The 24,708-nt window shown below is 68.4% G+C and carries 22 protein-coding genes; 8 read left to right on the plus strand and 14 right to left on the minus strand.

The annotated features are described in order from the left end of the window. Positions 1–15 precede the first annotated feature (15 nt). The gene (locus tag OOB33_RS05430; RefSeq protein ID WP_271007949.1) at positions 16–1,941 is read left to right on the plus strand and encodes a B12-binding domain-containing radical SAM protein; all 1,926 of its coding nucleotides are present in this window, start codon (positions 16–18) and stop codon (positions 1,939–1,941) included. Here OOB33_RS05430 and OOB33_RS05435 read toward each other — a convergent pair. From OOB33_RS05435 to OOB33_RS05445, 3 genes are all read right to left on the minus strand, one after another. Beyond that, entirely contained in the window at positions 1,924–2,571 is a 648-nt protein-coding gene (locus OOB33_RS05435; protein WP_271007950.1) for a tRNA-uridine aminocarboxypropyltransferase, read from the minus strand. The genes OOB33_RS05430 and OOB33_RS05435 overlap by 18 nt on opposite strands. A 39-nt stretch (positions 2,572–2,610) precedes the next feature. Further along, positions 2,611–3,237, minus strand: coding sequence for a hypothetical protein (locus OOB33_RS05440; RefSeq protein WP_271007951.1), 627 nt, complete (start codon positions 3,235–3,237; stop codon positions 2,611–2,613). Between the two features lie 189 nt (positions 3,238–3,426). Continuing rightward, positions 3,427–4,743, minus strand: coding sequence for a hypothetical protein (locus OOB33_RS05445; protein WP_271007952.1), 1,317 nt, complete (start codon positions 4,741–4,743; stop codon positions 3,427–3,429). A gap of 80 nt (positions 4,744–4,823) precedes the next feature. On the opposite strand from OOB33_RS05445, the gene OOB33_RS05450 reads away from it, so the two are divergent. Further along, positions 4,824–7,718: a DEAD/DEAH box helicase gene (locus tag OOB33_RS05450; RefSeq protein ID WP_271007953.1), complete on the plus strand. Its 2,895-nt coding sequence runs from the start codon at positions 4,824–4,826 to the stop codon at positions 7,716–7,718. Positions 7,719–7,763: 45 nt separating this feature from the next. On the opposite strand, the gene OOB33_RS05455 is transcribed toward OOB33_RS05450, so the two are convergent. Continuing rightward, a complete protein-coding gene (locus tag OOB33_RS05455) occupies positions 7,764–7,928 on the minus strand; it encodes a hypothetical protein (protein WP_165794623.1) in 165 nt (54 codons plus the stop codon). 220 nt (positions 7,929–8,148) lie between these two features. Between OOB33_RS05455 and OOB33_RS05460 the strand changes: the two genes are divergently transcribed. Then, positions 8,149–8,529 carry a thioredoxin family protein gene (locus tag OOB33_RS05460; protein ID WP_271007954.1) on the plus strand — a complete coding sequence of 127 codons (381 nt, stop codon included), beginning with the start codon at positions 8,149–8,151 and terminating at the stop codon, positions 8,527–8,529. A 71-nt stretch (positions 8,530–8,600) separates the two neighbouring features. Beyond that, positions 8,601–9,986 carry a leucyl aminopeptidase family protein gene (locus OOB33_RS05465; protein ID WP_271007955.1) on the plus strand — a complete coding sequence of 462 codons (1,386 nt, stop codon included), beginning with the start codon at positions 8,601–8,603 and terminating at the stop codon, positions 9,984–9,986. 15 nt (positions 9,987–10,001) lie between these two features. Here the strand turns inward: OOB33_RS05465 and OOB33_RS05470 are convergent, their stop codons facing one another. Genes OOB33_RS05470 through OOB33_RS05485 form a run of 4 tightly spaced genes read right to left on the minus strand, consistent with a single transcriptional unit; the run spans position 10,002 to position 14,138 of the window. Beyond that, a complete protein-coding gene (locus OOB33_RS05470; protein ID WP_271007956.1) occupies positions 10,002–11,660 on the minus strand; it encodes a GMC family oxidoreductase in 1,659 nt (552 codons plus the stop codon). Between the two features lie 19 nt (positions 11,661–11,679). Further along, complete coding sequence (locus OOB33_RS05475) at positions 11,680–12,321, minus strand: MarC family protein (RefSeq protein WP_102768571.1); 642 nt, start codon at positions 12,319–12,321, stop codon at positions 11,680–11,682. A gap of 54 nt (positions 12,322–12,375) precedes the next feature. Further along, positions 12,376–13,215, minus strand: coding sequence for a helical backbone metal receptor (locus OOB33_RS05480; RefSeq protein ID WP_271007957.1), 840 nt, complete (start codon positions 13,213–13,215; stop codon positions 12,376–12,378). A 2-nt stretch (positions 13,216–13,217) separates the two neighbouring features. Beyond that, a complete protein-coding gene (locus OOB33_RS05485; RefSeq protein WP_271007958.1) occupies positions 13,218–14,138 on the minus strand; it encodes a hypothetical protein in 921 nt (306 codons plus the stop codon). 251 nt (positions 14,139–14,389) lie between these two features. Here OOB33_RS05485 and OOB33_RS05490 point away from each other — a divergent pair, with 251 nt between their 5' ends. Continuing rightward, positions 14,390–14,860 carry an RNA recognition motif domain-containing protein gene (locus OOB33_RS05490; RefSeq protein ID WP_102768568.1) on the plus strand — a complete coding sequence of 157 codons (471 nt, stop codon included), beginning with the start codon at positions 14,390–14,392 and terminating at the stop codon, positions 14,858–14,860. Positions 14,861–15,039: 179 nt separating this feature from the next. Here OOB33_RS05490 and OOB33_RS05495 read toward each other — a convergent pair whose 3' ends face one another. From OOB33_RS05495 to OOB33_RS05515, 5 genes are all read right to left on the minus strand, one after another. Continuing rightward, the gene (locus tag OOB33_RS05495; RefSeq protein WP_271007959.1) at positions 15,040–17,346 is read right to left on the minus strand and encodes a carbohydrate binding family 9 domain-containing protein; all 2,307 of its coding nucleotides are present in this window, start codon (positions 17,344–17,346) and stop codon (positions 15,040–15,042) included. A 182-nt stretch (positions 17,347–17,528) separates the two neighbouring features. After that, complete coding sequence (locus OOB33_RS05500) at positions 17,529–18,302, minus strand: SDR family oxidoreductase (protein ID WP_271007960.1); 774 nt, start codon at positions 18,300–18,302, stop codon at positions 17,529–17,531. Next, positions 18,299–18,982, minus strand: coding sequence for an LPS export ABC transporter periplasmic protein LptC (lptC, locus tag OOB33_RS05505; RefSeq protein ID WP_271007961.1), 684 nt, complete (start codon positions 18,980–18,982; stop codon positions 18,299–18,301). Before lptC ends, OOB33_RS05500 begins: the two co-directional genes overlap by 4 nt. After that, a complete protein-coding gene (locus OOB33_RS05510; protein ID WP_271007962.1) occupies positions 18,982–19,575 on the minus strand; it encodes a KdsC family phosphatase in 594 nt (197 codons plus the stop codon). Before OOB33_RS05510 ends, lptC begins: the two co-directional genes overlap by 1 nt. Continuing rightward, entirely contained in the window at positions 19,575–20,564 is a 990-nt protein-coding gene (locus tag OOB33_RS05515) for a KpsF/GutQ family sugar-phosphate isomerase (protein ID WP_271007963.1), read from the minus strand. Before OOB33_RS05515 ends, OOB33_RS05510 begins: the two co-directional genes overlap by 1 nt. A 132-nt stretch (positions 20,565–20,696) precedes the next feature. Between OOB33_RS05515 and OOB33_RS05520 the strand changes: the two genes are divergently transcribed. Continuing rightward, on the plus strand, positions 20,697–20,996 hold the full coding sequence (locus tag OOB33_RS05520; protein ID WP_271007964.1) for a YciI family protein: 300 nt from the start codon (positions 20,697–20,699) through the stop codon (positions 20,994–20,996). Positions 20,997–21,229: 233 nt separating this feature from the next. On the opposite strand, the gene OOB33_RS05525 is transcribed toward OOB33_RS05520, so the two are convergent. Further along, positions 21,230–22,501, minus strand: a complete 1,272-nt coding sequence (locus tag OOB33_RS05525) for a Glu/Leu/Phe/Val family dehydrogenase (RefSeq protein ID WP_102768562.1) — start codon at positions 22,499–22,501, stop codon at positions 21,230–21,232. Positions 22,502–22,921: 420 nt separating this feature from the next. Here OOB33_RS05525 and gspG point away from each other — a divergent pair, with 420 nt between their 5' ends. Both gspG and OOB33_RS05535 read left to right on the plus strand, forming a co-directional pair. Next, positions 22,922–23,371: a type II secretion system major pseudopilin GspG gene (gene gspG / locus OOB33_RS05530; RefSeq protein ID WP_171827256.1), complete on the plus strand. Its 450-nt coding sequence runs from the start codon at positions 22,922–22,924 to the stop codon at positions 23,369–23,371. 79 nt (positions 23,372–23,450) lie between these two features. Further along, entirely contained in the window at positions 23,451–24,653 is a 1,203-nt protein-coding gene (locus tag OOB33_RS05535; RefSeq protein WP_271007965.1) for a type II secretion system F family protein, read from the plus strand. Positions 24,654–24,708: the final 55 nt, after the last annotated feature.

The raw sequence follows: 24,708 nt of genomic DNA on the forward strand, positions 1-24,708 counted from the left end.
GCCGGCCCTGTCTTCATGTCCTCGACGCCTCCTCTCTCGCCCTCCAGCTTCCGCGTGTTGTCGCTCATCCCGCCGATGACGCAGCTGAACACGCCGTATCCGTCCACGGCTTATCTGACCGGCTTTCTGCGCTCGCGCCAGATCGATGCGGTGCAGGAGGACCTGGCCCTGGCCCTGATGCTGCAGCTGTTTTCTCGCGCCGGCTTGCTGGCCCTGCGCGAGCGCATACAGGCCTTGGCGCCCGAGCAGCGTACGCCCATGGTCCAGGGCTTTGACGTCTACTTTGACCGTTATCTCTCGACCATCACGCCGACCATCGCGTTTCTGCAGGGGCGCGACCCGACCCTGGCGCACCGCATCAACAGTCGCGCCTTCCTGCCCGAGGGCCCGCGCTTTGATTCGCTCGATGTTTATGTCGACGAGGAAGGCGGCGACCCGCTGGCCTGGGCCTTCGGTGCCCTGGGCCTGCAGGACCGGGCGCGCCACCTGGCCACGCTTTATCTGAACGACCTGGCCGATGTGCTGCGTGAGGCGGTGGACCCACGCTTCGAGTTCGTCCGCTATGCCGAGTCCCTGGCGACCAGCCAGCCCACCTTCGACCCGTTGGCTGAGGCCCTGGCCGCGCCCTTGAATCTGGTCGATGAAACCCTGCGCACCCTGGCCCTGGCCGCTGTGTCCAAGCACCAGCCGCAGCTGGTGCTGATCTCGGTGCCCTTCCCGGGCGCGGTCTATGCCGCCTTCCGCATCGCGCAGGCGATCAAGGCCGAGCATCCCGGCGTGGTGCTGGCCCTGGGCGGCGGCTTCGTCAACACCGAGCTGCGCGAGCTCAGCGAGCCGCGCGTGTTCGATTACTTCGACTACCTGACCCTGGACGCCGGCGAGCGCCCCCTGCTGGCGCTGCTGGAGCATCTGCAAGGCCGTCGCTCGCGCCAGCGCCTGGTGCGCACGTTTGTGCGCGAAGACGGCCAGGTCCGCTACATCAACTTCGTCGAGCCTGACATCGCCTTTGCCGAGGTGGGCACACCGACCTGGGACGGTCTGCCGCTGGATCGCTACCTGTCCTTGCTGGACATGCTCAACCCCATGAACCGGCTCTGGTCCGATGGGCGCTGGAACAAACTGACCGTGGCGCACGGCTGCTACTGGAAGAAGTGCAGCTTCTGCGACGTCAGCCTCGACTACATCTCGCGCTATGAGGGTGCATCGGCCGCAACCCTCGTGGACCGCATCGAGTCCATCGTCGCCGAGACCGGCCAGACCGGTTTCCACTTCGTCGACGAAGCCGCGCCGCCCAAGGCCTTGAAGGCGCTCGCTGCTGAGTTGCAAGCGCGCCAGCTGGGCATCTCCTGGTGGGGCAATATCCGTTTCGAGAAGTCCTTCAGCCCGGAGCTTTGCCAGCAGCTGGCCGACAGCGGCTGCATCGCCATCTCGGGTGGCTTGGAGGTTGCGTCCGACCGTTTGCTGAACCTGATGAAAAAAGGCGTCTCGGTCGACCAGGTCGCGCGCGTGACCAAGGCCTTCACCGACGCCGGCATCCTGGTCCATGCCTACCTGATGTACGGCTTTCCGACCCAGACCGTGCAGGACACGGTCGACGCGCTTGAATATGTGCGCCAGTTGTTCGAGAACGGCTGCATCCAGAGCGGCTTTTTCCACCGCTTTGCCTGCACCGTGCACTCGCCCGTGGGTCAGAAGCCGGAAGAGTTCGGCGTGCAGCTGCTGCCCCTGCCGCCCAGCCCCTTCGCCAAGAACGATGTCGGCTTTGTCGACCCTACGGGCGTGGATCACGATGTGCTGGGCCAGGCGCTCAAGAAAGCCATCTACAACTACATGCACGGCATCGGCCTGGAGCAGGACGTGCGCAGCTGGTTCAGCATCAAGGTGCCCAAGACCACGGTGGCGCGCCACCGCATTGCCCGCGCTCTAACGCAGGCGCATTGACGGTCGGTGCCGCACGCGCTCCTGCCGCTCGTTCAGCCAGGCGCTGAAGGCCTGCAGCAGGGGCTCGTAGCGCTCAGCTTGGGTTTCCAGTGTCTGCAAGGCCAGCACAGCCGCCTCCAGCGTCGAGCGCTGCTCGGCCCGCTCCGCCTTGCGGTGGTCGGCATAGCGGGAGGGTGGCGGGTCTTGCAGGGCCAGCCGCGGCAGGGCTTGCAGGGCCGGGTTGAGCCAGAGCATCTTGCGGCTCTTGCGCCAAGTGGCGTCGATCACGACCAGGCGCAGCGGTCGGTCATCGTTCGCCGGGGGATCGAACATCGGCTCGGTCTGGCCCGGCGTGGGCGGGTAGAGCAGCAGGGCGCGCCGCCCGTCTTGATGCAGGGCGGCCTGCAGCGCGGCCGGGTCGAATTGCTCGCCCACCCACAGGCGGCAGCGGGCCAGGCTCAAGCGCAGCAGACGCGCCGAACCCTTGGCCTGCTGCTGTTCCTGCGGGTGCTGCAGCAGCAAGAGTTCGACCGGGTTGTCGATGGCATGCGCCCAGTGGCACAGGCAGCTCGGGGTGGGCAGCTCGCAGCGCGGACAGCGCGGGCGCCTGGCTGGGGGCGGAGACGTTTCAAGCGAAAGATCGGTCGGCATGGCGGCCGTGATCAGAACACAGCCGCGCTGCTGCAGCGGTCAGGCTGCCTGGCGCGCTGGAGCCCCTGCCAGACCGCGCTGCAGGCGCGAGTCCAGCTCGGAATCGAGGTCGGAGTCCAGGTCCGAGTCCAGCTGGGAGCTCAGCTGCGAGTTCAGCTGCGAGTTCAGCTGAGATTGCCGCGCCTTGCGCCGCCGACGCAGCCGTGCCGACCAGCGGCCGGCCGAGAGAATGGCCAGCAGCACCGCCACGCCGTTCAGCGAACCCCAGAGCGGCGGCACGGTGGAAGAGAGCAGCAGACCGGTCAGCGAGGGCTGGTAGCCACCGGCGCGGCTGCTGACTTCAAGCACGCCGGCCAGCAAGGCCAGCAACCAGGCCAAGCCCATGCCACCCAGGCACCAGGCCGTGGTCGGATGGCGGCTGTGGCCGCGCTGAGGCCGTACGGTGTAGTAGGCCCAGATCCAAGCCATGCCGTAGAGCAGCACCGCGATCAACACAGCCTGGGCAAGCTGCAGCGTCCAACTGCCGCTGCCACCCAAAAGGCTTTGCAGACTCAAAGGCCAACGTTGACTGGCCAGGCTGTGAGCCAACCCCAGGGCGCTGAGGTAGAGCAAGGCGCCGGACACAAAGGACCAGATGCGTCTTGCGGTTCTGATTTCGCTGCCCATGGCGATGCGTTGGCTCCGTACGTCTGAGGATGACAAATGCGTCAGCTCGATTCTGGGTGCCGCACTGTTGGCCGCCCAGAGGCCGCGCACCCGCAGACCGGGGGACCGCAGCTCGCGTAGATGGCGCAAGCGTTGAATCCGTCACGCTTTTCGGTCCTCGGCCCGCTGTTCAAGGCCGGGTGTTTGCGCTCAAAGCCTGGGAACGTTGGCCTGCTGAAGCAGGGGCAAGGCCGCGATGCGGGCCTCGATCTCGGCCATCATCTGCCGGTAGGCGGGCGCATCGATGCCGCCGTAGCGCTGCTGGAAGGCCTCGGCGCTGAGGAACTCGGGCAGGTCGGCCACGCCGGGCATGAAATCCAGCTCGTGCAAGCCCACCCGCATCAAGGCCTGCAGGCTGCGCGGGGCGTCCTTGGCCAGCAGGCCGAAGCGGGTGCCGGCCCGGTCGGCGGCGATGTCGTTGAAGCTGAAACCGCTGCCACCGCGCGAATCGGCCACTTCCTTGTAGACCCCGATGGCATCGGCCAGCGGCCCGCTGCCTTCCAGCGCCAGCACGGCCGAGACCAGGAAATGCTGGGGGAAATCATCGCGCCCTGCCAGGGTCACCATGCGCGGCAGCGGCTGCGGCCAGGCGCGGGCGCTGGGCAGCAGCTTGCTCCAGCGTTGGCCGGTGGAGAACAGGGCCAGGGTCAGCAAGGCGGCGCGATTCTCGGCCACGGGGTCGGCGTCCGGCCGCTCGCTGCGAGCACGCGCCAGCTCAAAGATGGGGGGCATCAGGAGCGCCAGGGAAACTGCGCTGCCCGGCGGGTAGGCTGCACTGATCTCGACCAGGCGCCGGTTGTAGGCTTGGGCTCGCTCCTGTTCGTCCGGGGTCCAGAAGGCGCCCAGCACATGATCCAGGCTGTCGGCTTGCCAGTGGTAGCCGAGCAGCAGCTCCTGGGGATTGAAGCGCAGGGACTCCACCAGTTCGCCGGCCCGTTGGGCCTGGACCGACAAGGCCAGATGGCCCAGCCCCCGCCGCAAGGCCGCTTCCGCCAGCCAGGCTGGCAAGGGCAGGTGGCCCAGGCGCAGTTCTTCCACCTGGGGCAGGGCAAGCGTCTGGCTCAGCCGGGCCTCCAGATTCAGCCAGACCCCTAGCGCCGGCATCTGCAAGCTGGCTTGCAGTCGGGCAGTGCCCGCCTGCAGCTGGATCTGCGCAGCCCCGCGGCCTTGGCCGTAGCGCTGGGCCAGCTGCATGAGCATCAGATTGAACTGGCGCTCTTCGATGCGCAGCAGGCGATGCGGGCTGGCTTGGAGGCGGCGCGGGTCATTGCGGCGCAGAAAGTCCTTGGTGCTCTGGATCTCTTCGGGTTTCAGGCCGCCGTCGACAGGCTCGACAAGGGGCCGACTTTGCACGGCCAGTGTGGCGGCGATTGCGATCAGAAGCAGGGGGCTGAGCAAGAGCCAGGGCCAGAGCCGGCGCGAGCGGCGAGGCGAGACGGAGGCGGGGTCGAGAGACGCAAACTTCATGGCAATCAGTCTGCCAGCAAAGCCGCGCTCCGACCGTTCGTCAGCCGCCGCGTCTTCGTCCGCCCCCGACAATGCGCGCCATGTTGGAGACTTCTGCCGCATCAGCCGCCCCCCCAGGCCCTTCGGCCCCGCGCATCTGGCCGCCCACGGCCGAGGTCCTGGCGCGCCTGTTCGAGCGTGGCCGGCTGCAGCGCGCGCGCCAGTTGCAGGGCCAGATCCTGGAGCTCCGTGCCGATGGCCAGGGCGCCAGCGCCCGGGTGCGCGGCGCGCGCGAGCAGGTCTTCGAGCTCGATCTGCAAGGTGTGGCCGATGCCTCCGGCCAGCCGCGCTACAGCGCCCTGTGCAGCTGCCGCACCCAGCGCTTTTGCGAGCATGCCGCGGCGGTGCTGCTGCGCTTGCAGACCGAGGCCGATGCGCCGCTGCGCGAGGCTCTGCTGCAGCAATGGGTGCAGGCCCTGCGCCGCAAGGCCGGCCGCGAGGAGCTCAAACGCCTGCCGCCGCTGCCCGAGGCCGATGCGGCGCGCTTGATGGATTTGCTGCTGCGGGGAGATGAGGAGGAGCAAGCGCCGAGTCCGCTACCCGCGGCCGAGCCACCTGTGCCGCCTGCCGAGCCTGACCTGGGCGTCGAGCCAGCGCGCTTCCAGCCCGAGCTGCGCCTGATGACCCTGGGCCGCGGCGACGGCCTGCTGGGCCTGGCGCCGGGCGGCCGGCTCGGGCCGCGTGGTGACCATGTCAGCGTCGCCCAGTTGCACTGGGTCTACCGCTTTGACGATGGCTGCCGCTGGCAGACCGAGGCGCCGCGCTCGCTCTTGAACAGCCGCCCGCCCGCCCAGCAGCTGGTGGACACCCCCAGCGGCCCGCGCCGCCTGGCCCGCGATCTGCTGGCCGAGGCCGAGGCGCGCGATCAGCTCTGGGCCAGCGGCCTGGTCCCGCTCGCGCCCGAGCAGCTGCAGTGGCGCCACCCCAGCGCCGCCCAGGGCCTGGAGGCCTTGTGGACGCTCAGCCAGGAGGAGTTCTTCGCCGCCTTCTGGCTGGAGCGGGTGCCGGCGCTGCAGGCGGCGGGCTGGAAGGTGGATGTGCGCCCCGGCTTTGCCCACCGGCCCGCCCCGGCCGAGGCCTGGCAGCTCAAGATCGAGAAGCTGGGCCTGCCGGGCCGCCAGGGCTCCTGGCTGCTCAGCCTCGGTGTCGAGGTGGACGGCGAAACCCTGGACCTGGCGCCCATGATTGCCGACCTGCTGCGCCGTGATGCGCGCTGGTTCGATGCCGAGGCCATTGCTTGTATCGATGACGCGGCCCTGATCCTGCTGCACGCGCCAGGCGGCCGCCGCATCGAAGCGCCAGGCTCCATTCTCAAACCCATCATCGGCGCCATGGTGGACCTGCTCAGCGACCCCAAGCGGGCCGAAGGTCCGATCCCGCTCAGCGATTGGGACGCCGGCCGCTTGCTGGCGCTGGACGCGCGCAGCGGCTGGCAGTTCCAGGGTGATGCCGATCTGCGCCGCCTGGCGCAGCGCCTGCAGCAGGCCGGCAGCCCGCAACCGGTGGCGCCGCCGCAAGGCCTGGCGCTGACCCTGCGGCCCTACCAGCGCAGCGGCCTGGCCTGGCTGCAATACCTGCGTGAGCAGGGCCTGGCCGGCATCCTGGCCGATGACATGGGCCTGGGGAAAACCGCCCAGGCTTTGGCCCATCTGCTGCTTGAAAAAGAAGCAGGCCGCCTGGACCGGCCGGCCCTGGCCGTGCTGCCCAGCTCCCTGCTGTTCAACTGGCTGGCCGAGGCGCGCCGGGTGGCGCCGGGCCTGCGCGTGCTCTTGCTGCAAGGGCCGGAGCGCGCGCGCGACTTTGCCCGCCTGGGCGAGTTCGATCTGGTGCTGTCCACCTACCCGCTGCTCTGGCGCGACATCGCGGCCTTGGCCGCCCAGCCCTGGCACCTTTTAATCCTGGACGAGGCGCAGACGGTCAAGAACGCGGCCAGCCGGGCGGCGCAAGCGGTGCGCCGCCTGAACGCGCGCCACCGGCTCTGCCTGACCGGCACGCCGCTGGAGAACCATCTGGGTGAGCTCTGGGCACAGTTCGATTTCCTGATGCCTGGATTCCTGGGCGATGCACGCAGCTTCGCCCGGCTCTGGCGCAAACCCATCGAGGAAAACGGCGAATCCCTGCGCGCCCAGCTGCTGGCCCAACGCGTGCGTCCTTTCATCCTGCGCCGCCGCAAGGACCAGGTGGCAGCCGAGCTGCCGCCCCTGACCGAGGTGACGCGGCGGGTGCAGCTCTACGGCGCCCAGCGCGATCTCTACGAGAGCGTGCGCGTGGCGGCCGACACCCAGGTGCGGCGCGTGCTGGCCCGGCGCGGCTTTGCCGGCGCGCAGATCTCGGTGCTGGATGCCTTGCTCAAGCTGCGCCAGGTCTGCTGTGACCCGGCCTTGGTCAAGGGCGTGGATCTGGCGCCGGACATGGGCCGGGCCAAGCTGGAGCTGCTGGAGCAGATGCTGCCCGAGCTGCTGGCCGAGGGGCGGCGGGTGCTGGTGTTCTCCCAGTTCACCGAGATGCTGGGCTTGATCGAAGCGCTGCTACAGCACCTGAAGCTACCCAGCCTGACGCTCAGCGGCGACACGCCCATCGGCCAGCGCGGCGAGATCGTCCGGCGCTTTCAGGCCGAGGAGATACCGCTGCTGCTGGTCAGCCTCAAGGCGGGCGGTGTGGGTTTGAATCTGACGGCAGCCGACACGGTCATCCATGTCGACCCCTGGTGGAACCCGGCGGTGGAAGCCCAGGCCAGCGCGCGGGCGCACCGCATCGGCCAGGACAAGCCGGTGTTTGTCTACAAACTGGTGGTGGGCGGCAGCATCGAGGAGCGGATGCTGGAGCTGCAGGCCCGCAAACTGGCCCTGGCGCAGGGTGTGCTGGGCGAAGATGGGGCCGATGCAGCCAAGTTCAGCGCTGAGGATTTGGCGCTCTTGCTGGCGCCGCTGGGCTGAACGAAAGCGGGTTTTGCGAACCTGCGCAAAACCCGCTGGAGCGGATCACCGTTTACGGTCGAAGCGGAGTGCGCGAGCCAGGCTGCGGCGATCGCAGGCGAAGTTGCCGGATTCAAAAGCCTCGTGCTTGCGGCCCTTGTTGTCCAGCGATGCCCAGTCGGGGCAGGGCATGCGACGCGGTTGTTGTTCGGGGTGCTGCTGAGTTTTCATGGCGATTCAGAGGCCTTGCGGCTGCTGCTACGACGTTAGCGACGGCTTGCAGGAGATCTGCCTTGGCTGTCGCTTGCTGGGTCAACGCGACAGGAAAACCCTTGGTTGACAGTGCCCGCAAGATTTTTTGCAGAGCTTTGCCGGGCTGGGCGTCGCCAGATCGCAACGGCTTGACCTTGGATCAAGGTCGGTGAATGCTTTGTCGTTAAGCTTCGCCACCATGTCCAGCCCCGCCGTGTCCGCCCTTCCGTCTTCGCCCGATGCCGCCCTCCAGCCCATGCTGGTGGCTTGCTTGTGCGCGGCCTGGTGCCGCACCTGCGACAGCTACCACGAGGTGGTGGCTGCGCTGCGTGAGCAGTTCCCGCAGCACCGTTTCATCTGGGTGGACATCGAAGATGACGAGGAGCTGGTGGGCGATCTGGAGGTGGAAACCTTCCCGACCCTGCTGATCGGCTCGGGCGCGCAGCTGCGCTTCATCGGCCCGGTCACGCCCCATCTGAGCACGGCCCAGCGCCTGCTGGCCACCGCGGCGGATCTGCCGGTGCAGGCCGGGCAACCGGCCGCCCAGGCTTTGTTGATGCGTTTGCAGCGCAGCTGCTGAACCTGCGCGCGCCAAAAGCGGACAATCGCCGCTTTTGATTGCTCAGCCGCCCACGAGGCGCACCCTGCACCATGACAGTTCACCTGAAAGCCAAGGCGCCCAGCGGCGCCGTTGCCATCACCGTGGTCGACCGCGCCGCCTTCCAGGCCCTGGTGACCGAGCTGCCGGCGCCGACGCGCCACTGGCTGGCCACCCTGGGCTTCAAGGGCGCCGCGGACAGCTTCGCCCTGGTGCCGGGCGCCGATGGCAAGCTGGGGCAGGTGTTCGCCGGTGTCGAGCACGCCGCCCATCCCTTTGCCCTGTCGGCCCTGCCGCAAGCGCTGCCCGAGGGTGACTATGTGCTGTCCGAGCAGGGCCTGCAGCTGCGGCCTGAGCAGGCCGCCCTGTCCTGGGAGCTCGGCGCCTACCAGTTCGACCTCTACAAGCCGCGCCGCCGCGCCCCGGCCGCGCTTTACCTGCCGGCCGACGCCAGCGCCCAGCGCGGCATCGCCCTGGCCACGGCCATCTCGGCCACGCGCGATCTGGTCAACACCCCGGCCGAGCACATGGGCCCCGAGGAGCTGGCGCAAGCGGCTCAGCTGATCGCCAAGCAGCATGGCGCCAAGTTCAAGCAGATCGTCGGTGACGCGCTCTTGAAGCAGAACTTCCCGGCCATCCACGCCGTCGGCCGTGCCAGCACGCGTGCCCCGCGCCTGATCGAGCTGAACTGGGGCAGCCCGAAAGCCCCGCTGCTGAGCATCGTCGGCAAGGGCGTGTGCTTCGACACCGGCGGCCTCGATATCAAGCCGGCCGATGGCATGCGTCAGATGAAGAAGGACATGGGCGGCGCCGCCAATGCCCTGGGCCTGGCCGCCCTGGTCATGGCCTTCAAGCTGCCGGTGCGCCTGCAGCTGCTGATCCCGGCGGTTGAGAACTCGATCTCGGGCAATGCCTACCGCCCCGGCGATGTGATCAAGACCCGCCAGGGCCTGCACATCGAGATCGGCAACACCGATGCCGAAGGCCGCGTGGTGCTCAGCGATGCGCTGGCCTATGCCTCCGAGCACAAGCCCGAGCTGATCATCGACCTGGCCACCCTGACCGGCGCCGCCCGCGTGGCCCTGGGCGCCCAGCTGCCGGCCCTGTTCAGCAAGCATTTCGACACTGCGCGTGACCTGGTCGACCTGGGCCTGAAGCTGGAAGACCCGATGTGGCACATGCCGCTGTGGGCGCCCTACAAAGAGGGCATCGCCAGCAGCATCGGTGACATCGTCAACACCGGCCGCAATGCCCTGGGCGGCGCCATCAACGCGGCGCTCTTCCTCGAGTACTTTGTGCCCGAGCACCAGGACTGGCTGCACATCGACCTGTTCGCATGGAACGATGTGGCCCGTGCCGGCCGCCCGGTGGGCGGCGAGGCGCAGACCATCCGCACCCTGCTGGCCTATCTGGAGCAGCGCTTCAGCGCCAAGAGCTGAAGGCTGGAGGGACCGTCAGGCCCCGGCCAGGATCCAGGCCGCGGCCTTCTCCGCAATCATCAGCGTCGGTGAATTGGTGTTGCCGCTGGTGATGCGGGGCATGACGCTGGCATCGACCACGCGCAGCCCGGCCACGCCGCGCACGCGCAGCCGGCTGTCCACCACGGCCATGGCGTCTTCGGTGCGGCCCATCTTGCAGGTGCCCACCGGGTGGAAGATGGTGGTGCCGATGTCGCCTGCTGCACGTGCCAGCTCCTCCTCGCTCTGCAGCTGCGGGCCGGGCTTGATCTCTTCGGGCCGGTGGGCGGCCAGGGCTGGCTGGGCCACGATCTGGCGCGTCAGGCGCAGGGCGGCGGCGGCCACGCGCCGGTCGTGCTCGGTGGCGAGGTAGTTGGGCTGGATGCGCGGCGCTTCGCTCGCATCGGGCGAGCGGATCTGCACCGTGCCGCGGCTCGTCGGGTTCAGCTGGCAGACGCTGGCGGTGAAGGCGTTGAAGGGGTGCAGAGGCTGGCCGAAGGCCTCCAGCGAGAGCGGCTGCACGTGGTATTCCAGATCCGGCCCGTCCGGATCGAGGCCGCTGCGCGCAAAAGCACCCAGCTGCGAGGGCGCCATGCTCATCGGCCCGCTGCGCTTGATCAGGTATTCGAGCCCGATCTTGGCCTTGCCCCACCAGCTTTGCGTCAAGGTGTTGAGGGTGCGCGCGCCTTCGACCTTGTAGATGCTGCGGATCTGCAGATGGTCTTGCAGATTGGCGCCGACCCCGGGCAGGTCCTGCTGCACGGCAATGCCCAAGCTTTGAAGCAAGGCTGCCGGCCCCAGGCCCGAGAGCTGCAAAAGCTGTGGCGAGCCGATGGCGCCGGCTGCCAGGATCAACTCGCCACCTGGGTTCAGCGCGACGCTTTCCAGGCCACGCGGCGTGCGCACTTCGGCGCCTTCACACTGCAGCGCACCGCTCTCCGCGCGCGCCAGCGTCAGGCGCTGCACGGCCGCACCGGTCCAGAGTTCGAAGTTGGGCCGGGCATAGCAGGTCGGGCGCAGAAAGGCCTTGGCCGTGTTCCAGCGCCAGCCAGCGCGCTGGTTGACCTCGAAATAGCCCACGCCCTCGTTGCTGCCGGCGTTGAAGTCATCGCTGGCTGGGATGCCGGCCTGCACGGCGGCCGAGGCAAAGGCATCGAGGATGTCCCAGCGCAGGCGCTGGCGCTCGACCCGCCATTCGCCGCCGTGGCCATGGGCGGCCTTGAAGCCCGGGCTGGCGGGGCTGGCCCGGCTGTCGTTGTCGTCCAGGCGCCAGTGGTCTTCGTGCTTGATGAAATCGGGCAGGCAGGCCTGCCAGCGCCAGGCCGGGTCGCCGGTGGCCGCCGCCCAGGCCTCGTAGTCGCGCGCCTGGCCGCGCATATAGATCATGCCGTTGATGCTGGAGCAGCCGCCCAGCACCTTGCCGCGCGGGTAGCGCAGGCTGCGGCCGTTGAGGCCGGGCTCCGCCTCGGTCTGGAACAGCCAGTCGGTGCGCGGGTTGCCGATGCAGTGCAGATAGCCGACCGGGATGTGGATCCAGTGGTAGTCGTCCCGGCCGCCGGCTTCCAGCAGCAGCACGCGCTTGCTCGGGTCGGCCGAGAGCCGGTTGGCGAGCAGGCAGCCGGCGGTGCCGGCGCCGACGATGATGTAGTCGAACATGGCGGCGGCGCAGCGGGCTTCAGCGCGCCAGATGCGAGGCCAGCACCGGGAAGAGCTTGATCAGGCCGTCGGCCAGCAGCTCCACCGCCAGCGCGGCGAGGATCAGACCCATCAGCCGGGTCATGATGTTGATGCCGGTCTGGCCCAGCACGCGGGCGATGCGGCCGGCGGTCGAGAACACGCCGAAGGTCACCAGGCCCACCACCACGCCGTAGCCCACCAGGATGGCCAGCTCCCACCAGTGGCGGGTCTTTTCGGCGTAGATCACCATGGTGGAAATGGTGGCCGGGCCGGTCAGCAGGGGGATGGTCAGAGGCACGACGGCAATGCTGGCACCGGCGCTGAGCTTGCTGGAGCCTTCGCTGAGGTCTTCCTTGCGCGACTCGGCCGGCTGCGCATTCAGCATCTGGATGGAGCTGATCAGGAGCAAGGTGCCCCCGCCGACCTGGAAGGAGGCCAGCGAGATGCCGAAGAACTCGATCACCTTGAGGCCGAACAGGGCGCTGATGCTGATGACCAGAAAAGCGCTGAAGCTGCTGACGCGGATGGTGTGCTGGCGCTGCTGGCGGTTGAAGCCGGTCGTGAAATGAATGAAGAAGGGGATCACGCCGATCGGGTTGACGATGGCGAGCAGGGCAACGAGAGGCTTGTAGATGTCCATGGTCTTGATTGTGGGCCGGGCGGGCCGGCGACCAGGCCCTGGCGTGCTCCCGAATTACCCGCTCTTTCCGACCCCGGTGTGGATCCGCGGGGCGGCTTGCACCGAAGCGCGTTCCGTCGCGAGCGCGCGCAGCAGGTCCAGCCCCTCGCTGGCGCGCGGGCCGTACCAGCTGATCAGCTCGCCATCGATCAGCTGCACCTGCGCCTGAGGGCACAGGGCCCGGGCCAGGGGCAGGTGGCTGGCATCGAAGCGGTAGGGTTCCGAGCTGAGCAGCACCCGGTCGACCTGCTGCAGCCAGGGCTCATCGCCGCGCAGCTGCGGGTAGCGGGCCGCGCCGGTGTCGCCGCCGCGCTGGTTGGGCCAGGTCTGCCAGCCCACCTCGGCCAGCATGCGGGCGATGTAGGTGTCGCGGGCCACGGTCATCCAGGGCTCGCGCCAGATCAGGTAGAGCACCTGCTCACCCGGCCAGCCCTGTTGCCGGCAGGCTTGCAGGCTGTGGCTCAGGCGCTCGCTCAGGGCCTGGGCGCGCTCGCGAACGCCGGGCAGGTGGCCGAAGTGGTGCAGCATCTGCGCCAACAGGGCTAGGTTGTCCTCGGGCCCCTGGGGATGCGAGACGATCAGCTCGGGCACGAACTGGCGCAGCGCCTCCGCCGTGTCCAGGCGGTTCTCGTCGGGATTGAGCAGCACATGGCTGGGCGCGAGGCGGCGCAGCTTGTCCAGATTCACATCCTTGGTGCCGCCGACTTTGGGGATGTCCGCCACCTGCTCGGCCGGGTGGATGCAGAAACCGGTGCGCGCCACCATCCAGGGCCCCAGGCCCAGGGCCAGCAGCAGCTCGGTGAGGCTGGGCACCAGGCTGGCGATGCGCGGCGCGTTCGGATCGAAGGCCGGCATGTTCACAGGGCTGCGTCGTCGCTGGGCGCGTCCTGCAGGGCCAGGTAGACCGCGCAGCAGCCACGCAAATACACCAGGGTCGGCAGCACCAGGGCCACCGCGAAGACCACGCCGCCGCCGGTCTGTGCCGCCACGGCCAGCGGGTGGGTGGCCACCGGCGCGCCGTTCGCGCCCAGGGTGCGCAGGCCGTAGCCGAACAAGCCGGCCATCAGCTGCTGGGCCGGCACATCGATGCCGATCAGCCAGACCATCAAGAGCGCCAGCACCCGGCCGCCGCTGATCACCACAAAGCTGACCGCCGCGCTGACCAGGGCCGTCACCAGAAACACGGCCATCATCAAGGCACCCGCTTCCAAGGGGCCGCGGCGCAGCTGGTGCGCCAGCATGCGGGCGGTTTGCAGCGGGCTCTGGCCCGACCAGATCGAGGGGCCGGTCAGCGGCCCGATCAACATCACGCCACTGAAGGCCATCACCCCCAGCGCCGTCACACTGACCGGCACCAGCAGGGCGAACAGCGCTGGCCCGACGCTGGGCAGGCGGGCGCTGTACAGCAGCCCGATCAAGCCGGCCGCCACCAGGCCCAGCGTGCCCAGCACCAGCAGCAGGGTCAGCAGCACTTTGGGGGCAGTGCGCAGGGCGTCATGGAATGCATCGGCCACCTCGCGCACTGCGCGCCCGCGCGCCTGATCCATCAGCAGCAGGCCCGTGGTGTTGACGCCGAGAAATGCGGTGATCAGCCCGCCCACGGCCCAGATCACCCCCAGGGTGGTGTCGGCCTTGGCCAGGGCCGACTCGGCCGAAGCCAGCATCAGGCCAGCCAGGCAGAAGGCCGAGAGCAGGGCGTAAAGGGCGCGCCCATTGCGCGGCGCATCAATACTGGACAGCACGCGGTTGAGCGCGTGCAAGGACAGGGTTTGGGACATGGAGCTCATCATAGCCAGCGGTCTTGACGCCCCGATTTGCTGAAAAACAGCAGTTCGGTCCGCCCAGCGCCCGTCAAAACCCGAGGGTTTCTTCTATCAGCCGAAAAACAACACTTGCGGTGGGCCCCGTGTTTGCGGCTGGACCCATCAACCATAATCGTTTACCTGTGTATGGACGCCGCACCTTCGCTTGAATGGTTCACGATGGGTTGAAGCTCCACATGGTTTCTTGGTATTGAAAGGGCTTCCCCATGGGAAACAAGCTTTACGTCGGCAATCTTGCCTACAGCGTGCGTGATGAGTCTCTGCACGAAGCGTTCGCGCAATTTGGTTCGGTGACCTCCGCAAAGGTCATGATGGATCGTGACACAGGTCGTTCCAAGGGCTTCGGCTTTGTGGAAATGGGTTCGGATGCCGAAGCGCAATCGGCCATCAACGGCATGAACGGTCAAGACCTCGACGGCCGCGCCGTCGTGGTGAACGAGGCTCGTCCTCGTGAAGAGCGTCCCGGCGGCTTCGGCGGCGGTCGCTCGGGTGGCGGCGGCTTCGGCGGCGGTCGTTCGGGTGGCGGCGGCTTCGGTGGCGGCGGCGGCTACGGTGGTGGCGGCGGCGGTGGCGGTTACGGCGGTGGCCGTTCCGGCGGTGGCGGCTTCGGCGGTGGCGGCGGTGGCCGCTCCGGCGGTGGCGGCGGCTACGGCGGTGGCCGTTCCGGCGGCTACTGATCCAGCCTCAGGCCGTTCTGCGGAACGGCTTGAAACGGATGCAAGAAAAAAGCAGCTTCGGCTGCTTTTTTCGTTTCTGGAAGGGTCTGGACTGGCCGTGATGCTGTGGCGCCCGGCCCTGCGGGGCGCTGACTGCCCACACGACCCGCCGCGTGAGTGGCGTCAGCCCTGGCCGGCGCTCAGGGCTGCCAGGCCACCTGGGCCTTGGCGAACAGCTCGGTGCTGCGACGCCCGCCCGGGCTGTCGTTGAAACGGGTCAGGCCCAGGCTCAGCACGCGGGACAGGCCGACGCGGTGCTGGTACATCAGCGAGGTGTGGCGGGTGTGTGAGGCATCGGCCGCCAGGCCCAGCTCTTCGCGGCGCTGGAAATGGGTGGCCTGGGCGATCAGGCGCAGCGAGTCGCGCGGGCTCCAGTGCAGCACGGCCAGGGTCTGGCGGAAGTTGTCGGTGAAGCTGCGGCCCCGCTGGGCGCCGTGCACATAGCCCTCGCTCCATTGCTGCTCCACCTCCAGCCCCAGGCCGGTGGGCATGGGCACGCGCAGCTTGGCCAGCAGCCAGACATTGCCACCGCGCCCGAGTCGGTCGGCATCCACGTCGAGGCGGCGGCCCCATTCCATCTCGGCGGTGATGAAGGCCAGGACGGGGTGGGGGTTGGACTCAAAACCCAGGGTCAGAGTGCGCGGTTCATGCAGGCGCCCGCCGGTCTTGGCGCGCTGCTGGTCCAGGCCCAGATGGCCCCAGATGCCGGTGTTGCGTGCGGTGGCGATCCAGAAGCCTGGCTGCACGCGGCGCTCGATCAGCTCGCCGCCGGGCACGCCGTGCAGCGCATCCTGCACGCTGCGGGTTTCGGCCAGACGCAGCTCGGCTTCCAGCTCGTAGGTCGGGAAGCGTGACCATTCACCGAGCGGTGCCAGGCTTTCTTCATTGAAGCGCCGGCTCAGCTTGAGCGTGCCGCGCCGGTAGCCGGACTGGCTGACGAAGCCGTTGTCGTTGGCAAAGCGCGGCGACACATCTTCCAGATTGAAGAGGGTGTTCCACTGCTCGGTGCGGCGGCGCCAGCCCAGCCAGAGGTGGTGGCCGTTCTCGCTGCGCGGGCGCAGATCGGGCGTGTCGGGGGTGAGCTGGCTGCGCGTGCTGGACAGCAGCAGGTGGCCGCGCAGGAGATCCACATCGCTGGCGGCCCAGGAGAAGTCGCTGCCGCCGACGCGGTTGTACTGGCCGTGGCCGTAGCGGCGGTCCGAGGCCAGCAGGCCCAGGTTCAGCGCGTCGATCTGCATGCGGCCGCGGGCGAAGCTGGCCTGCGAGTCGCGTGGCTGCACAAAGCTGTCGGTGCCGTAGGCATGGGGGCGCAAGACCTGGCCCCCGCCGGCATCGCGCAGGCTCAGCAGGGTGGCGTCGGCCGAGGCGCCGCGCCAGGTGCTGCGCAGGCCCCAGTCGGGGTCGGTGATGGCGCGCGAGTAGAAGGCCGCCAGGCTTCGGTTCTGGCCTTCTTCGTCGGCCTTGGTCTGGCCGACCACATCGGCGCTTTCCAGAAAGAAGGGGCGCTTTTCCGGCAGGCTCAGGGCGAAACGGGTGTTGCCCGAGAGCTGGGGCGTGTCCAGCTCGACCTGTGAGAAATCGGGGTTGAGCACCGCATCGATCACCCAATCGGCGCGCGGCCGCCATTTGAGCTCGCCGCCGAGATTGGATTCGCGCTTGCGGCTGTCGGGTCGGCCTTCGGCCTGGTCCTCGAGGCGGCGCAGCGTCAGCTCGGGGCGCACGCTCAGAAAGCTGCGCTCACGCACCTGCTCGACCAGATCACTCAAGCCCTCGATGGGCTGCAGCTCGGCAATGAAGCTCAGCGCGTCCTTGGTCAGCGGGGCGCTGACATTGAGGGTGTTGGCCTCCTGACGCGGGATGTTGCGCACCACCATCAGGCGCCAGGGCAGGCCGCCGCTGTAGGGGTAGCGCAGCGAGGCCAGGGGCCAGCGCAGCTCGATGCTGTAGCCGTCGGGCAGGCGCTGGGCGGCGGCTTCGAGCTCGAAATCGGGCGCGAAATCCTCGCCATCATCGGCGGCGGTGAACATGCCGTCGCCGATCACGCCGGCCGCGCTGACGCGGGCGAACTGGGCCGAGCGGCGCAGGCCGATCGGGTCCAGCACCACCGAAATGAAATCCTGGTCGCGCGCCACCGTGTCGCGGCGTTTGAGCGGCGCGCGGATCAGATCCGGCGCCGGGTCGTAGGCGCGGATGCCGAAGACCAGCGCGTCCTGGGTGACCAGGATCTGCACCGTGGTGCGCCAGGCCGCCGGCTTCTTGTCTTCGGGTTGGAACTGCATGAAGCGGTCGTACACCGGGGCGCGTTGCCAATGGGCTTCGTCCAGCTGGCCATCGATGCGCAGCGGTGCGCTGTCTTCGCTCAGGCGCAGGGCTTGAGGGTGGGTGGTGCTGCTGGCCTGGGCGCAGGCGGTGGACAGCGACAGCAGGCTCAGGAGCAGGAATCTCATCGGCGGCGAAGGCATCAAAGGCTGGCAGCAGATCGCGCCCGGCCGGTTCGGCCGTCGCGAGGCGAGGTGATGGGCAGAGCAGCCCCGGCGCAGTGTAGGCGGGCGGGCCACAGGCCCGACCTGTCAGAACTACCAGCCTGTCCCGGGGCTGCAACTGTTTCCCACCTCAGTGGGCTTGACATTCACTCGCTCTGGCGATGCTTGCGGGGGCGACCGGCCAGAAGCCGATCGAACAGGGCGTTAGGCAGCAGGCGCAGCAGGCGCGCCACCCAGCCCATCTGCCAGGGGATGACGCGGAAGCTGGCTCCCGCCTCGATGGTGGCGTAGGCGCGCGCCGCGAAATTCTCGGGCTGCATAAGAAAGGGCATGCTGTAGCGGTTCTCGCGCGTCAGCGGCGTGTCGATATAGCCCGGGGCGATGGTCACCACCTGGACGCCGAAGGGGCGGCACTCACCGCGCAGGCTCTCGCAGTAGCTGATGACGGCGGCCTTGCTGGAGCAATACGCCGCATGGCCGGGCAGGCCGCGGATGCCGGCCACGCTGGCCACGCCAACCAGGCGGCCGCTGCCGCGCGTGCGCATGGCTGCGATGAAGGGCTGGAAGGTGGCGGCCAAGCCGAGGTTGTTGGTGGCGTAGACGCGCTGCATCACCGCCAGGTCTTCAAAGATGGCGCTGTCAATACCGACGCTGATGCCGGCATTGGCGATCACCACATCGGGCAGGCCCTGGGCGGCGATGCAGGCGCGGCCGGCGGCGGTGATGGATGCGATGTCGCAGACATCGGCGCCGTAGATCGCGTACTGCGCGGGCTTCAGGCCTTGGGCCTCGGCCCAGCTCTGCAGCTCAGTAGTGCGCCGTGCCACCAGGGCCAGGCGCCAGCCGGCGCGCGCGTACTGCAAGGCCAAGGCCTGGCCGATGCCGCTGGAGGCGCCGGTGATGTAGACGAGACGGCTCATGGCGTGGCCTTGGCTTTTTTCTGGGCACCAGGCGCCGCCAGGCTGGCCGTGGTGCGGCCCTGGAAGCTCAGGCGGGCGTTGAGGTGGTCGTATTCGAAACTTGCGGCCTGCACCGTGGTGCCGCCGTGGCGCAGCTGCACCGGCAGGTGGCTGCGCAGCTGCTCGCGATTGACAAAGGCCTGCAGGAACTCGCCGCGGATGTCCAGCTTGGCTTCGGATGGCGCTGCGCCATCTTTGGGCGCCTCATAACGTTTCACTTCCACGTCGCCGTACAGCTGGATCTCGCTGGCATCGGCATTGGCCACGGCGCGGCGGGCGCTGGCCAGGACCCAGCTGCCATCGGCCGAATAGCTGCGCAGATGGATCTGGTCGATCTCGAGCGTATCGGTGTCCGGGTAGTGGCGCAGGGCCGCGCCTTCGATGCGGGCGCGCAGGCGGCCGTCGCCGCCCATGCGCTGCAGCTCGAAATTGCGCATCTGGTAATCGGGCTCGTGGCGCGGCGGTGGGGCCTGGGTGGCCTCCTCGGGTACGGGCGTGTGTTTGACCAGCCACCAGGTGCCGCTGGCCAGCATGGCCATCAGCAGCAGGGGCAGGTAGTTGGAGACCAGCTGCTGCAGCCGCCACAGCCAGCTCTGGCTCGGGCGGACGCGGCCGGTCGGCGCCGGCGCCAGCGTGGCCATCAGGGATGGCCTCCGTCCAGGGTGTCGAGATGGCCGTTCAGCAACTGCTGGTAGCGGCCGTTGGCTTGCAGCATCAGGTCGCAGCACTCGCGCGCGGCGCCATGGCCGCCGACGGCTGCGGTGATGTAGTGGGCCACGGCCTTGACCTCGGCATGCGCTTGCGCCGGCGCGCAGGCAAAGCCGACGCGGGTCAGCAGGGGCAAGTCGGGCCAGTCGTCGCCCATGGCCGCCACCTCATCCCAGTGCAATCCCAGCTGATCGAGCAGAGGCCGGGCCACGGCGTACTTGTCCTTGGCGCCGTAGACGGCGTGTTGCAGGCCCAGATCCGCGACACGGCGGCGCACGGCCGGCGAATCGCGGCCGGTGATGATGATGGGCGTGATGCCGCCCTGGGCGAGCAGCTTGAGGCCATGGCCGTCCAGGGTGGAGAAGGCCTTGAAGCTCTCGCCCTGTTCACCGATGTAGATGCGGCCGTCGGTCAGCACGCCGTCGACATCGAAGATGGCAGCCTTCAGCCCGAGGGCGCGCCCCTGAGCCTTGAGCAGCAGTTCGGGCGGAAAGCGCAGCGCGGCTTGCAGCGGGGTGGTGCCCATCAGATCACCTTGGCCCGCATCAGGTCGTTGATGGTGATGGCGCCTTGGAGCGTGCCGTCGGCCGCCACCACCAGCACCACGGTGATGCGTGCTTCTTCCATCAGATCGGCCGCGTCCACGGCCAAGGCTTCAGCGCTGACGGTGCGGGGGTTCTTGGAGGCTACGGTGGCGGCCGTGAGGCTGCGCAAGTCCTGACCCTTTTCCACCAGGCGGCGCAGATCGCCGTCGGTGAAGATGCCTTGCACCCGGTCGCTCGCGTCGACCACGATGGCCACGCCCAGGGCTTTGGCCGACATCTCGCGCATCATGTCGGTGAAGGGCGTGTCCGGCGCCACGCGCGGCAGATCGGCGCCGCTGCGCATCAGGTCGCGCACATGGGTCAGCAGCTTGCGGCCGAGCGCGCCGCCCGGGTGGGAGCGGGCGAAGTCTTCCGGCTTGAAACCGCGCGCATCGAGCAGGGCCACGGCCAGGGCGTCGCCCAGGGCGATCTGGGCCGTGGTGCTGGCCGTGGGGGCCAGGTTCAAGGGGCAGGCCTCTTCGGCCACAAAGCTGTCGAGCACCAGGCTGGCATGGCGCGCCAGGCTGGATTCAGCGCGGCCGGTCATGGCGATGATGGTCACGCCCAGACGCTTGAGCACGGGCAGGACGGCGTTGAGCTCATCGCTCTCGCCCGAGTTGGACAGGGCCAGCACCACGTCCTTGGCGGTGACCATACCGAGGTCGCCATGGCTGGCCTCGGCCGGGTGCACAAACAGGGCCGGCGTGCCGGTGGAGGCCAGGGTGGCGGCAATCTTGCGGCCGACATGGCCACTCTTGCCCATGCCCATCACCGCGACACGGCCCTGGCAGGCCAGCACCACCTGCACCGCCCGCACAAACGATTCACCCAGGCGCGGCACCATGGCCTGGATGCCGGCGGCTTCGATCTGCAGGGCCTGCCGGCCTCTTTGCAGGGCCAGATCGGGGTCAAAGGGCGGGACTGTACTCATAGCCGGGCAGTGTAGCGGCGTCATACCCGGCTGTTACCCCGCTCTGAGTCACCTGGGGCCGCGCTGCCGCGTGTTTGAATGGCCGGCTGCGAAAGCAGCGAATGACAGCCCCAGATTGGAAATGAGGAAAACATGCCATTGTTCGTCGCCCTGTTCACAGACAAGAAGGATCATGGACATGTCCGTGAGGCAGCCTTGCAAGCCCACATCGAGTGGCTGGAGCAAAACAAGGACGTGATCCCTGTCGGTGGGTCGCTCAGATCGGAGCCGGATCAAACACCCCGCGGGGGGATGTGGATTGCAAGAGCGGCCTCCAAGGAGGCGCTCGACTTGCTCATCAGGTCAGATCCGTTCTATGCCGCCGGGCTCAGAGAGAGTTACGAAATTCTCTACTGGTCGAAGGCAAACGCGGGGCGGATGGAGTTGATTTGAGGGACCGGCCCGGCCGTTGGCTGGCGGCCGAACCTTCGATGGGCGGCAGGCAGCCCGCAGGGGGCTGCCTTCGGTCCCATTTCAGCCATGCTGCTTGCAGGCAGCACGGCCTTCGGCAGGGGGCGGTGGGTCCGCAGGGACCCACCTCGCTCCAGCCTCAGCCCGGCCGCAGGCAGGCGGCCGGTCCTTCGATGGGCGTCAGGCAGCCCGCAGGGGCTGCCTTCGGTCCCATCTCAGGGATACAGGCCGCGTTCTTCGCGGGCTTCGAGCACACGGGTGCAAGCCACCACGAAGGCGGCGGTGCGCAGCGAGATCTTGTGGTGCTCGCTGGTGTCCCAGATGTGCTTGAAGGCGCCGGTGATGATCTTGTCCAGGCGGACGTTGATCTCGTCTTCGGTCCAGAAGAAGCTGGAGAAGTCCTGCACCCATTCGAAGTAGGACACGGTCACGCCGCCCGAGTTGGCGATCACGTCCGGCACCACGACGATGCCGCGGTCGGCCAGCACGGCGTCGCCGTCCGGGGTGGTCGGGCCGTTGGCGCCTTCCAGCACCAGGCGGGTCTGCAGGCCTTCGGCGCGTTCCTTGTTGATCTGGCCTTCCAGGGCGGCCGGGATCAGCACATCGCTCTTGACCTTCCAGAAGTCCTCGTTGGCGATGCGGTCACCGCCTGAGAAGCCGGCCACGCCGCCCGTCTGGGCCACATGGTCGAGCAGGTTCTGCATGTCGAAGCCGCGCTCGTTCAGGATGGTGCCGGTGTGGTCTTGCACGGCCACGATCTGGGCGCCGGCGGCGGCGAAGAGCTTGGCGGCGATCGAGCCGACATTGCCGAAGCCCTGCACGGCGATGCGCGCGCCTTCCATGCTGATGCCCAGGCGGCGCATGGCTTCACGGCCGATCACGAAGACGCCGCGGCCGGTGGCCTGCACGCGACCCAGCGAACCGCCCAGGGCGATGGGCTTGCCGGTGACGACGCCGGTGGCGGTGGCGCCGACGTTCATCGAGTAGGTGTCCATCATCCAGGCCATGATCTGGCCGTTGGTGTTCACGTCCGGCGCCGGGATGTCCTGCTGCGGGCCGATGATGATGCCGATCTCACTGGTGTAACGGCGCGTAACCCGCTCCAGTTCCTTCTTGGACAAGACCTTCGGGTCGAGGCGGATGCCGCCCTTGGCGCCGCCGTAGGGCAGGTTGACGGCCGCGTTCTTGATCGTCATCCAGGCCGACAGGGCCATCACTTCTTCCAGCGTCACATCGGGGTGGTAGCGCACGCCGCCCTTGCCCGGGCCGCGGGTCAGGCTGTGCTGGACGCGGTAGCCCTCGTAGTGGGCGATGGTGCCGTTGTCGAGCTCGATCGGCACGTCCACGATCAGGGCGCGCTTGGGCCGGCGCAGGGTCTCCACCCAGCGGGCCAGATGGCCCAGATAGGGCTCCACGGCATCGATCTGCGAGAGGTAGGTGCCCCAGGGGCTGTTGCGCGTCGGCGCCACGAAAGAGAGGTTGGACATTTGGTAATGCTCCGTAACTTTTTTGGACGGGGCGAACGGTAACGCGAAGTCGATACGGCGCCGGGCTGCGCCCAAAGCCGAGTGCACATGCAATTATGCGGCTTGTGCATAAACAAAGGCTCGCGCATGTTTTCGCTAAAACAATGCCTCTCTGCGCGAGAAATCAGCGAGCGCCCGCGGCGGCCTGCCCAGCGCCCGGGCTGACCTCAAGCCTTCATATGGAGCCGTTACAGTGCAGGGCTGCCCAGGGGGCCCGGGCTGGATTCACTCGAACGTGGGGGGGTCAAGTCCCAATGGCTGCAGCCCGCGGCAGCTGTCACAGTTCAGGGCCAGCTGCGGCCCGGCTGTGAGTGAGCATGTGCCGACCTGTCCGAGGGTCGGGGCCGCAAAAGATCAAGGTTTTCGAGGGTTTTAGACAAGATGCCGTTCCACATCCAATCCCAGCGCCAAGCGCCTGCCGCCCGCCGATCCGGCCGCGGTTTCACCCTGCTGGAGCTGCTGGTGGTGATGGTCATCATCGGCCTGCTGGCCGGTTACGTCGGCCCCAAGTTCTTTGGCCAGATCGGCAAATCCGAGGTCAAGGCCACGCGGGCGCAGATCGATGGGCTGCAAAAGGCGCTCGATCAGTACCGCCTCGATGTCGGCCGCTACCCCAGCACCGAGCAGGGCCTGGCCGTGTTGGTCACCAAGCCCAGCGATGAACCGCGTTGGGCCGGCCCCTATCTGAGCAAGGCGCTGCCCCAGGACCCCTGGCGCAATGACTACCAGTACCGCTCGCCCGGCGAGCACGGCGAGTACGACCTGTTCTCCTACGGCCGCGACGGCCGTCCGGGCGGTGAGGGCGAGGACGCCGATCTGACCAGCTGGTGAGATCGCCGCGGCAGCCCCGAGCTGGTGCTGCCGCGGTCCGACGCCTTGCCTTCTGCCCGCCCATTCCTGAGCCCGCCTCATGCCCAGTTACCAGGTCCGCGTCTTTCACCCCGAGGGGGTGAGGAGCGTGCGCGTCGATGCGCTGGACGCGCATGCCGTGGCCGGCGCCCTGGGCGTGCCGCCCCAGCATGTGCTGGAGGTGCAGGAGCTGGGCGCGTCCAGCGCCCCGTCGGCCGGCGCGGCGCGCCGTTCGGCCGGGCGCTTCCCCTTGCAACTGTTCAGCCAGGAGCTGGCGGTGCTGCTCGATGCCGGCATCGCCCTGCTCGAAGCGCTGAACACCTTGCGCGAGAAGGAAAGCCAGGCCTCGGTGCGCCAGGCGCTGGATGCGGTGGTTCGCCAGGTCGAGCAGGGTCAGCCGCTGTCGGTCGCCCTGCGCCAGCAGCCGCAGGCTTTTGACGAGCTGATCTGCGCCATCGTCGCCGCCAACGAGCGCACCGGCCAGCTCAGCACGGCCCTGGCTCAGCATGCCAAGTACCTGGCCTGGGTGGACAACCTGCGCTCGCGCCTGATCGCCGCCTGCGTCTACCCGGTCATGCTGCTGGCCGTCGGCAGCGCTGTGATCCTGTTCCTGCTGCTGTTTGTGCTGCCGCGCTTTGCCGGCATCCTCGATGGCCTGGGCAATGAGCTGCCCTGGGCTTCGATGGTCTTGATGCGTTTTGGCCAGACGGCCGGCGCTCACCCGATGTGGGTGCTCGGCGGGCTGGGCGCGCTGGCGCTGGGCGCCGTGGGCCTGTGGCGCCACCCGGGCCTGCGCGAGCGGGTGCAGGCCTCGCTCTGGGCCCTGCCGGGCCTGGGCCCGCGCCTGCGTGTGCTGGCCCTGGCGCGTCTCTACCGCAGCCTGTCCATGCTGCTGGCCTCGGGTGTGCCGGTGCTGGCCAGCTTGCGCATCGTCGAGGATGTGGTGGCCTTGCCCTGGCGGCCTGCCGTGGCTGCCGCGGCTCAGCAGATCGAGCGTGGCGAGCGCCTGTCCGAAGCCCTCGAATCGCAGGATCTGGCCACGCCTGTCGCGCGCCGCATGGTGCGCGTGGGTGAGCGCAGCGGCGAGGTCGCCGCCATGCTGGAACGTGCCGCCGCTTTTCACGACGAAGAAGCCGTGCGCCTGACCGAGCTGCTGACCCGGGCCATCAACCCCGCCCTGATGCTGGTGATGGGCGTGCTCATCGGCGGCATCATCGTGCTGATGTACATGCCCATCTTCCAACTGGTGGAACAAGTCCAATGAAGAAGTTGGCCCCCACGCTCACCTTGTTCGCTGCCCCCCGCGGGGGCGCCGGCCT

Origin of the sequence: Paucibacter sp. B51 (assembly GCF_027863535.1) — a bacterium.
GTDB classification, from domain to species: Bacteria; Pseudomonadota; Gammaproteobacteria; order Burkholderiales; family Burkholderiaceae_C; genus Paucibacter_A; species Paucibacter_A aquatilis.

Coding starts and splice junctions, on each gene's coding strand:
- OOB33_RS05430 (WP_271007949.1), top strand. CDS start 16: ATGTCCTCGACGCCTCCTCTCTCGCCCTCCAGCTTCCGCGTGTTGTCG.
- OOB33_RS05435 (WP_271007950.1), bottom strand. CDS start 2,571: ATGCCGACCGATCTTTCGCTTGAAACGTCTCCGCCCCCAGCCAGGCGC.
- OOB33_RS05440 (WP_271007951.1), bottom strand. CDS start 3,237: ATGGGCAGCGAAATCAGAACCGCAAGACGCATCTGGTCCTTTGTGTCC.
- OOB33_RS05445 (WP_271007952.1), bottom strand. CDS start 4,743: ATGAAGTTTGCGTCTCTCGACCCCGCCTCCGTCTCGCCTCGCCGCTCG.
- OOB33_RS05450 (WP_271007953.1), top strand. CDS start 4,824: ATGTTGGAGACTTCTGCCGCATCAGCCGCCCCCCCAGGCCCTTCGGCC.
- OOB33_RS05455 (WP_165794623.1), bottom strand. CDS start 7,928: ATGAAAACTCAGCAGCACCCCGAACAACAACCGCGTCGCATGCCCTGC.
- OOB33_RS05460 (WP_271007954.1), top strand. CDS start 8,149: ATGTCCAGCCCCGCCGTGTCCGCCCTTCCGTCTTCGCCCGATGCCGCC.
- OOB33_RS05465 (WP_271007955.1), top strand. CDS start 8,601: ATGACAGTTCACCTGAAAGCCAAGGCGCCCAGCGGCGCCGTTGCCATC.
- OOB33_RS05470 (WP_271007956.1), bottom strand. CDS start 11,660: ATGTTCGACTACATCATCGTCGGCGCCGGCACCGCCGGCTGCCTGCTC.
- OOB33_RS05475 (WP_102768571.1), bottom strand. CDS start 12,321: ATGGACATCTACAAGCCTCTCGTTGCCCTGCTCGCCATCGTCAACCCG.
- OOB33_RS05480 (WP_271007957.1), bottom strand. CDS start 13,215: ATGCCGGCCTTCGATCCGAACGCGCCGCGCATCGCCAGCCTGGTGCCC.
- OOB33_RS05485 (WP_271007958.1), bottom strand. CDS start 14,138: ATGTCCCAAACCCTGTCCTTGCACGCGCTCAACCGCGTGCTGTCCAGT.
- OOB33_RS05490 (WP_102768568.1), top strand. CDS start 14,390: ATGGGAAACAAGCTTTACGTCGGCAATCTTGCCTACAGCGTGCGTGAT.
- OOB33_RS05495 (WP_271007959.1), bottom strand. CDS start 17,346: ATGAGATTCCTGCTCCTGAGCCTGCTGTCGCTGTCCACCGCCTGCGCC.
- OOB33_RS05500 (WP_271007960.1), bottom strand. CDS start 18,302: ATGAGCCGTCTCGTCTACATCACCGGCGCCTCCAGCGGCATCGGCCAG.
- lptC (WP_271007961.1), bottom strand. CDS start 18,982: ATGGCCACGCTGGCGCCGGCGCCGACCGGCCGCGTCCGCCCGAGCCAG.
- OOB33_RS05510 (WP_271007962.1), bottom strand. CDS start 19,575: ATGGGCACCACCCCGCTGCAAGCCGCGCTGCGCTTTCCGCCCGAACTG.
- OOB33_RS05515 (WP_271007963.1), bottom strand. CDS start 20,564: ATGAGTACAGTCCCGCCCTTTGACCCCGATCTGGCCCTGCAAAGAGGC.
- OOB33_RS05520 (WP_271007964.1), top strand. CDS start 20,697: ATGCCATTGTTCGTCGCCCTGTTCACAGACAAGAAGGATCATGGACAT.
- OOB33_RS05525 (WP_102768562.1), bottom strand. CDS start 22,501: ATGTCCAACCTCTCTTTCGTGGCGCCGACGCGCAACAGCCCCTGGGGC.
- gspG (WP_171827256.1), top strand. CDS start 22,922: ATGCCGTTCCACATCCAATCCCAGCGCCAAGCGCCTGCCGCCCGCCGA.
- OOB33_RS05535 (WP_271007965.1), top strand. CDS start 23,451: ATGCCCAGTTACCAGGTCCGCGTCTTTCACCCCGAGGGGGTGAGGAGC.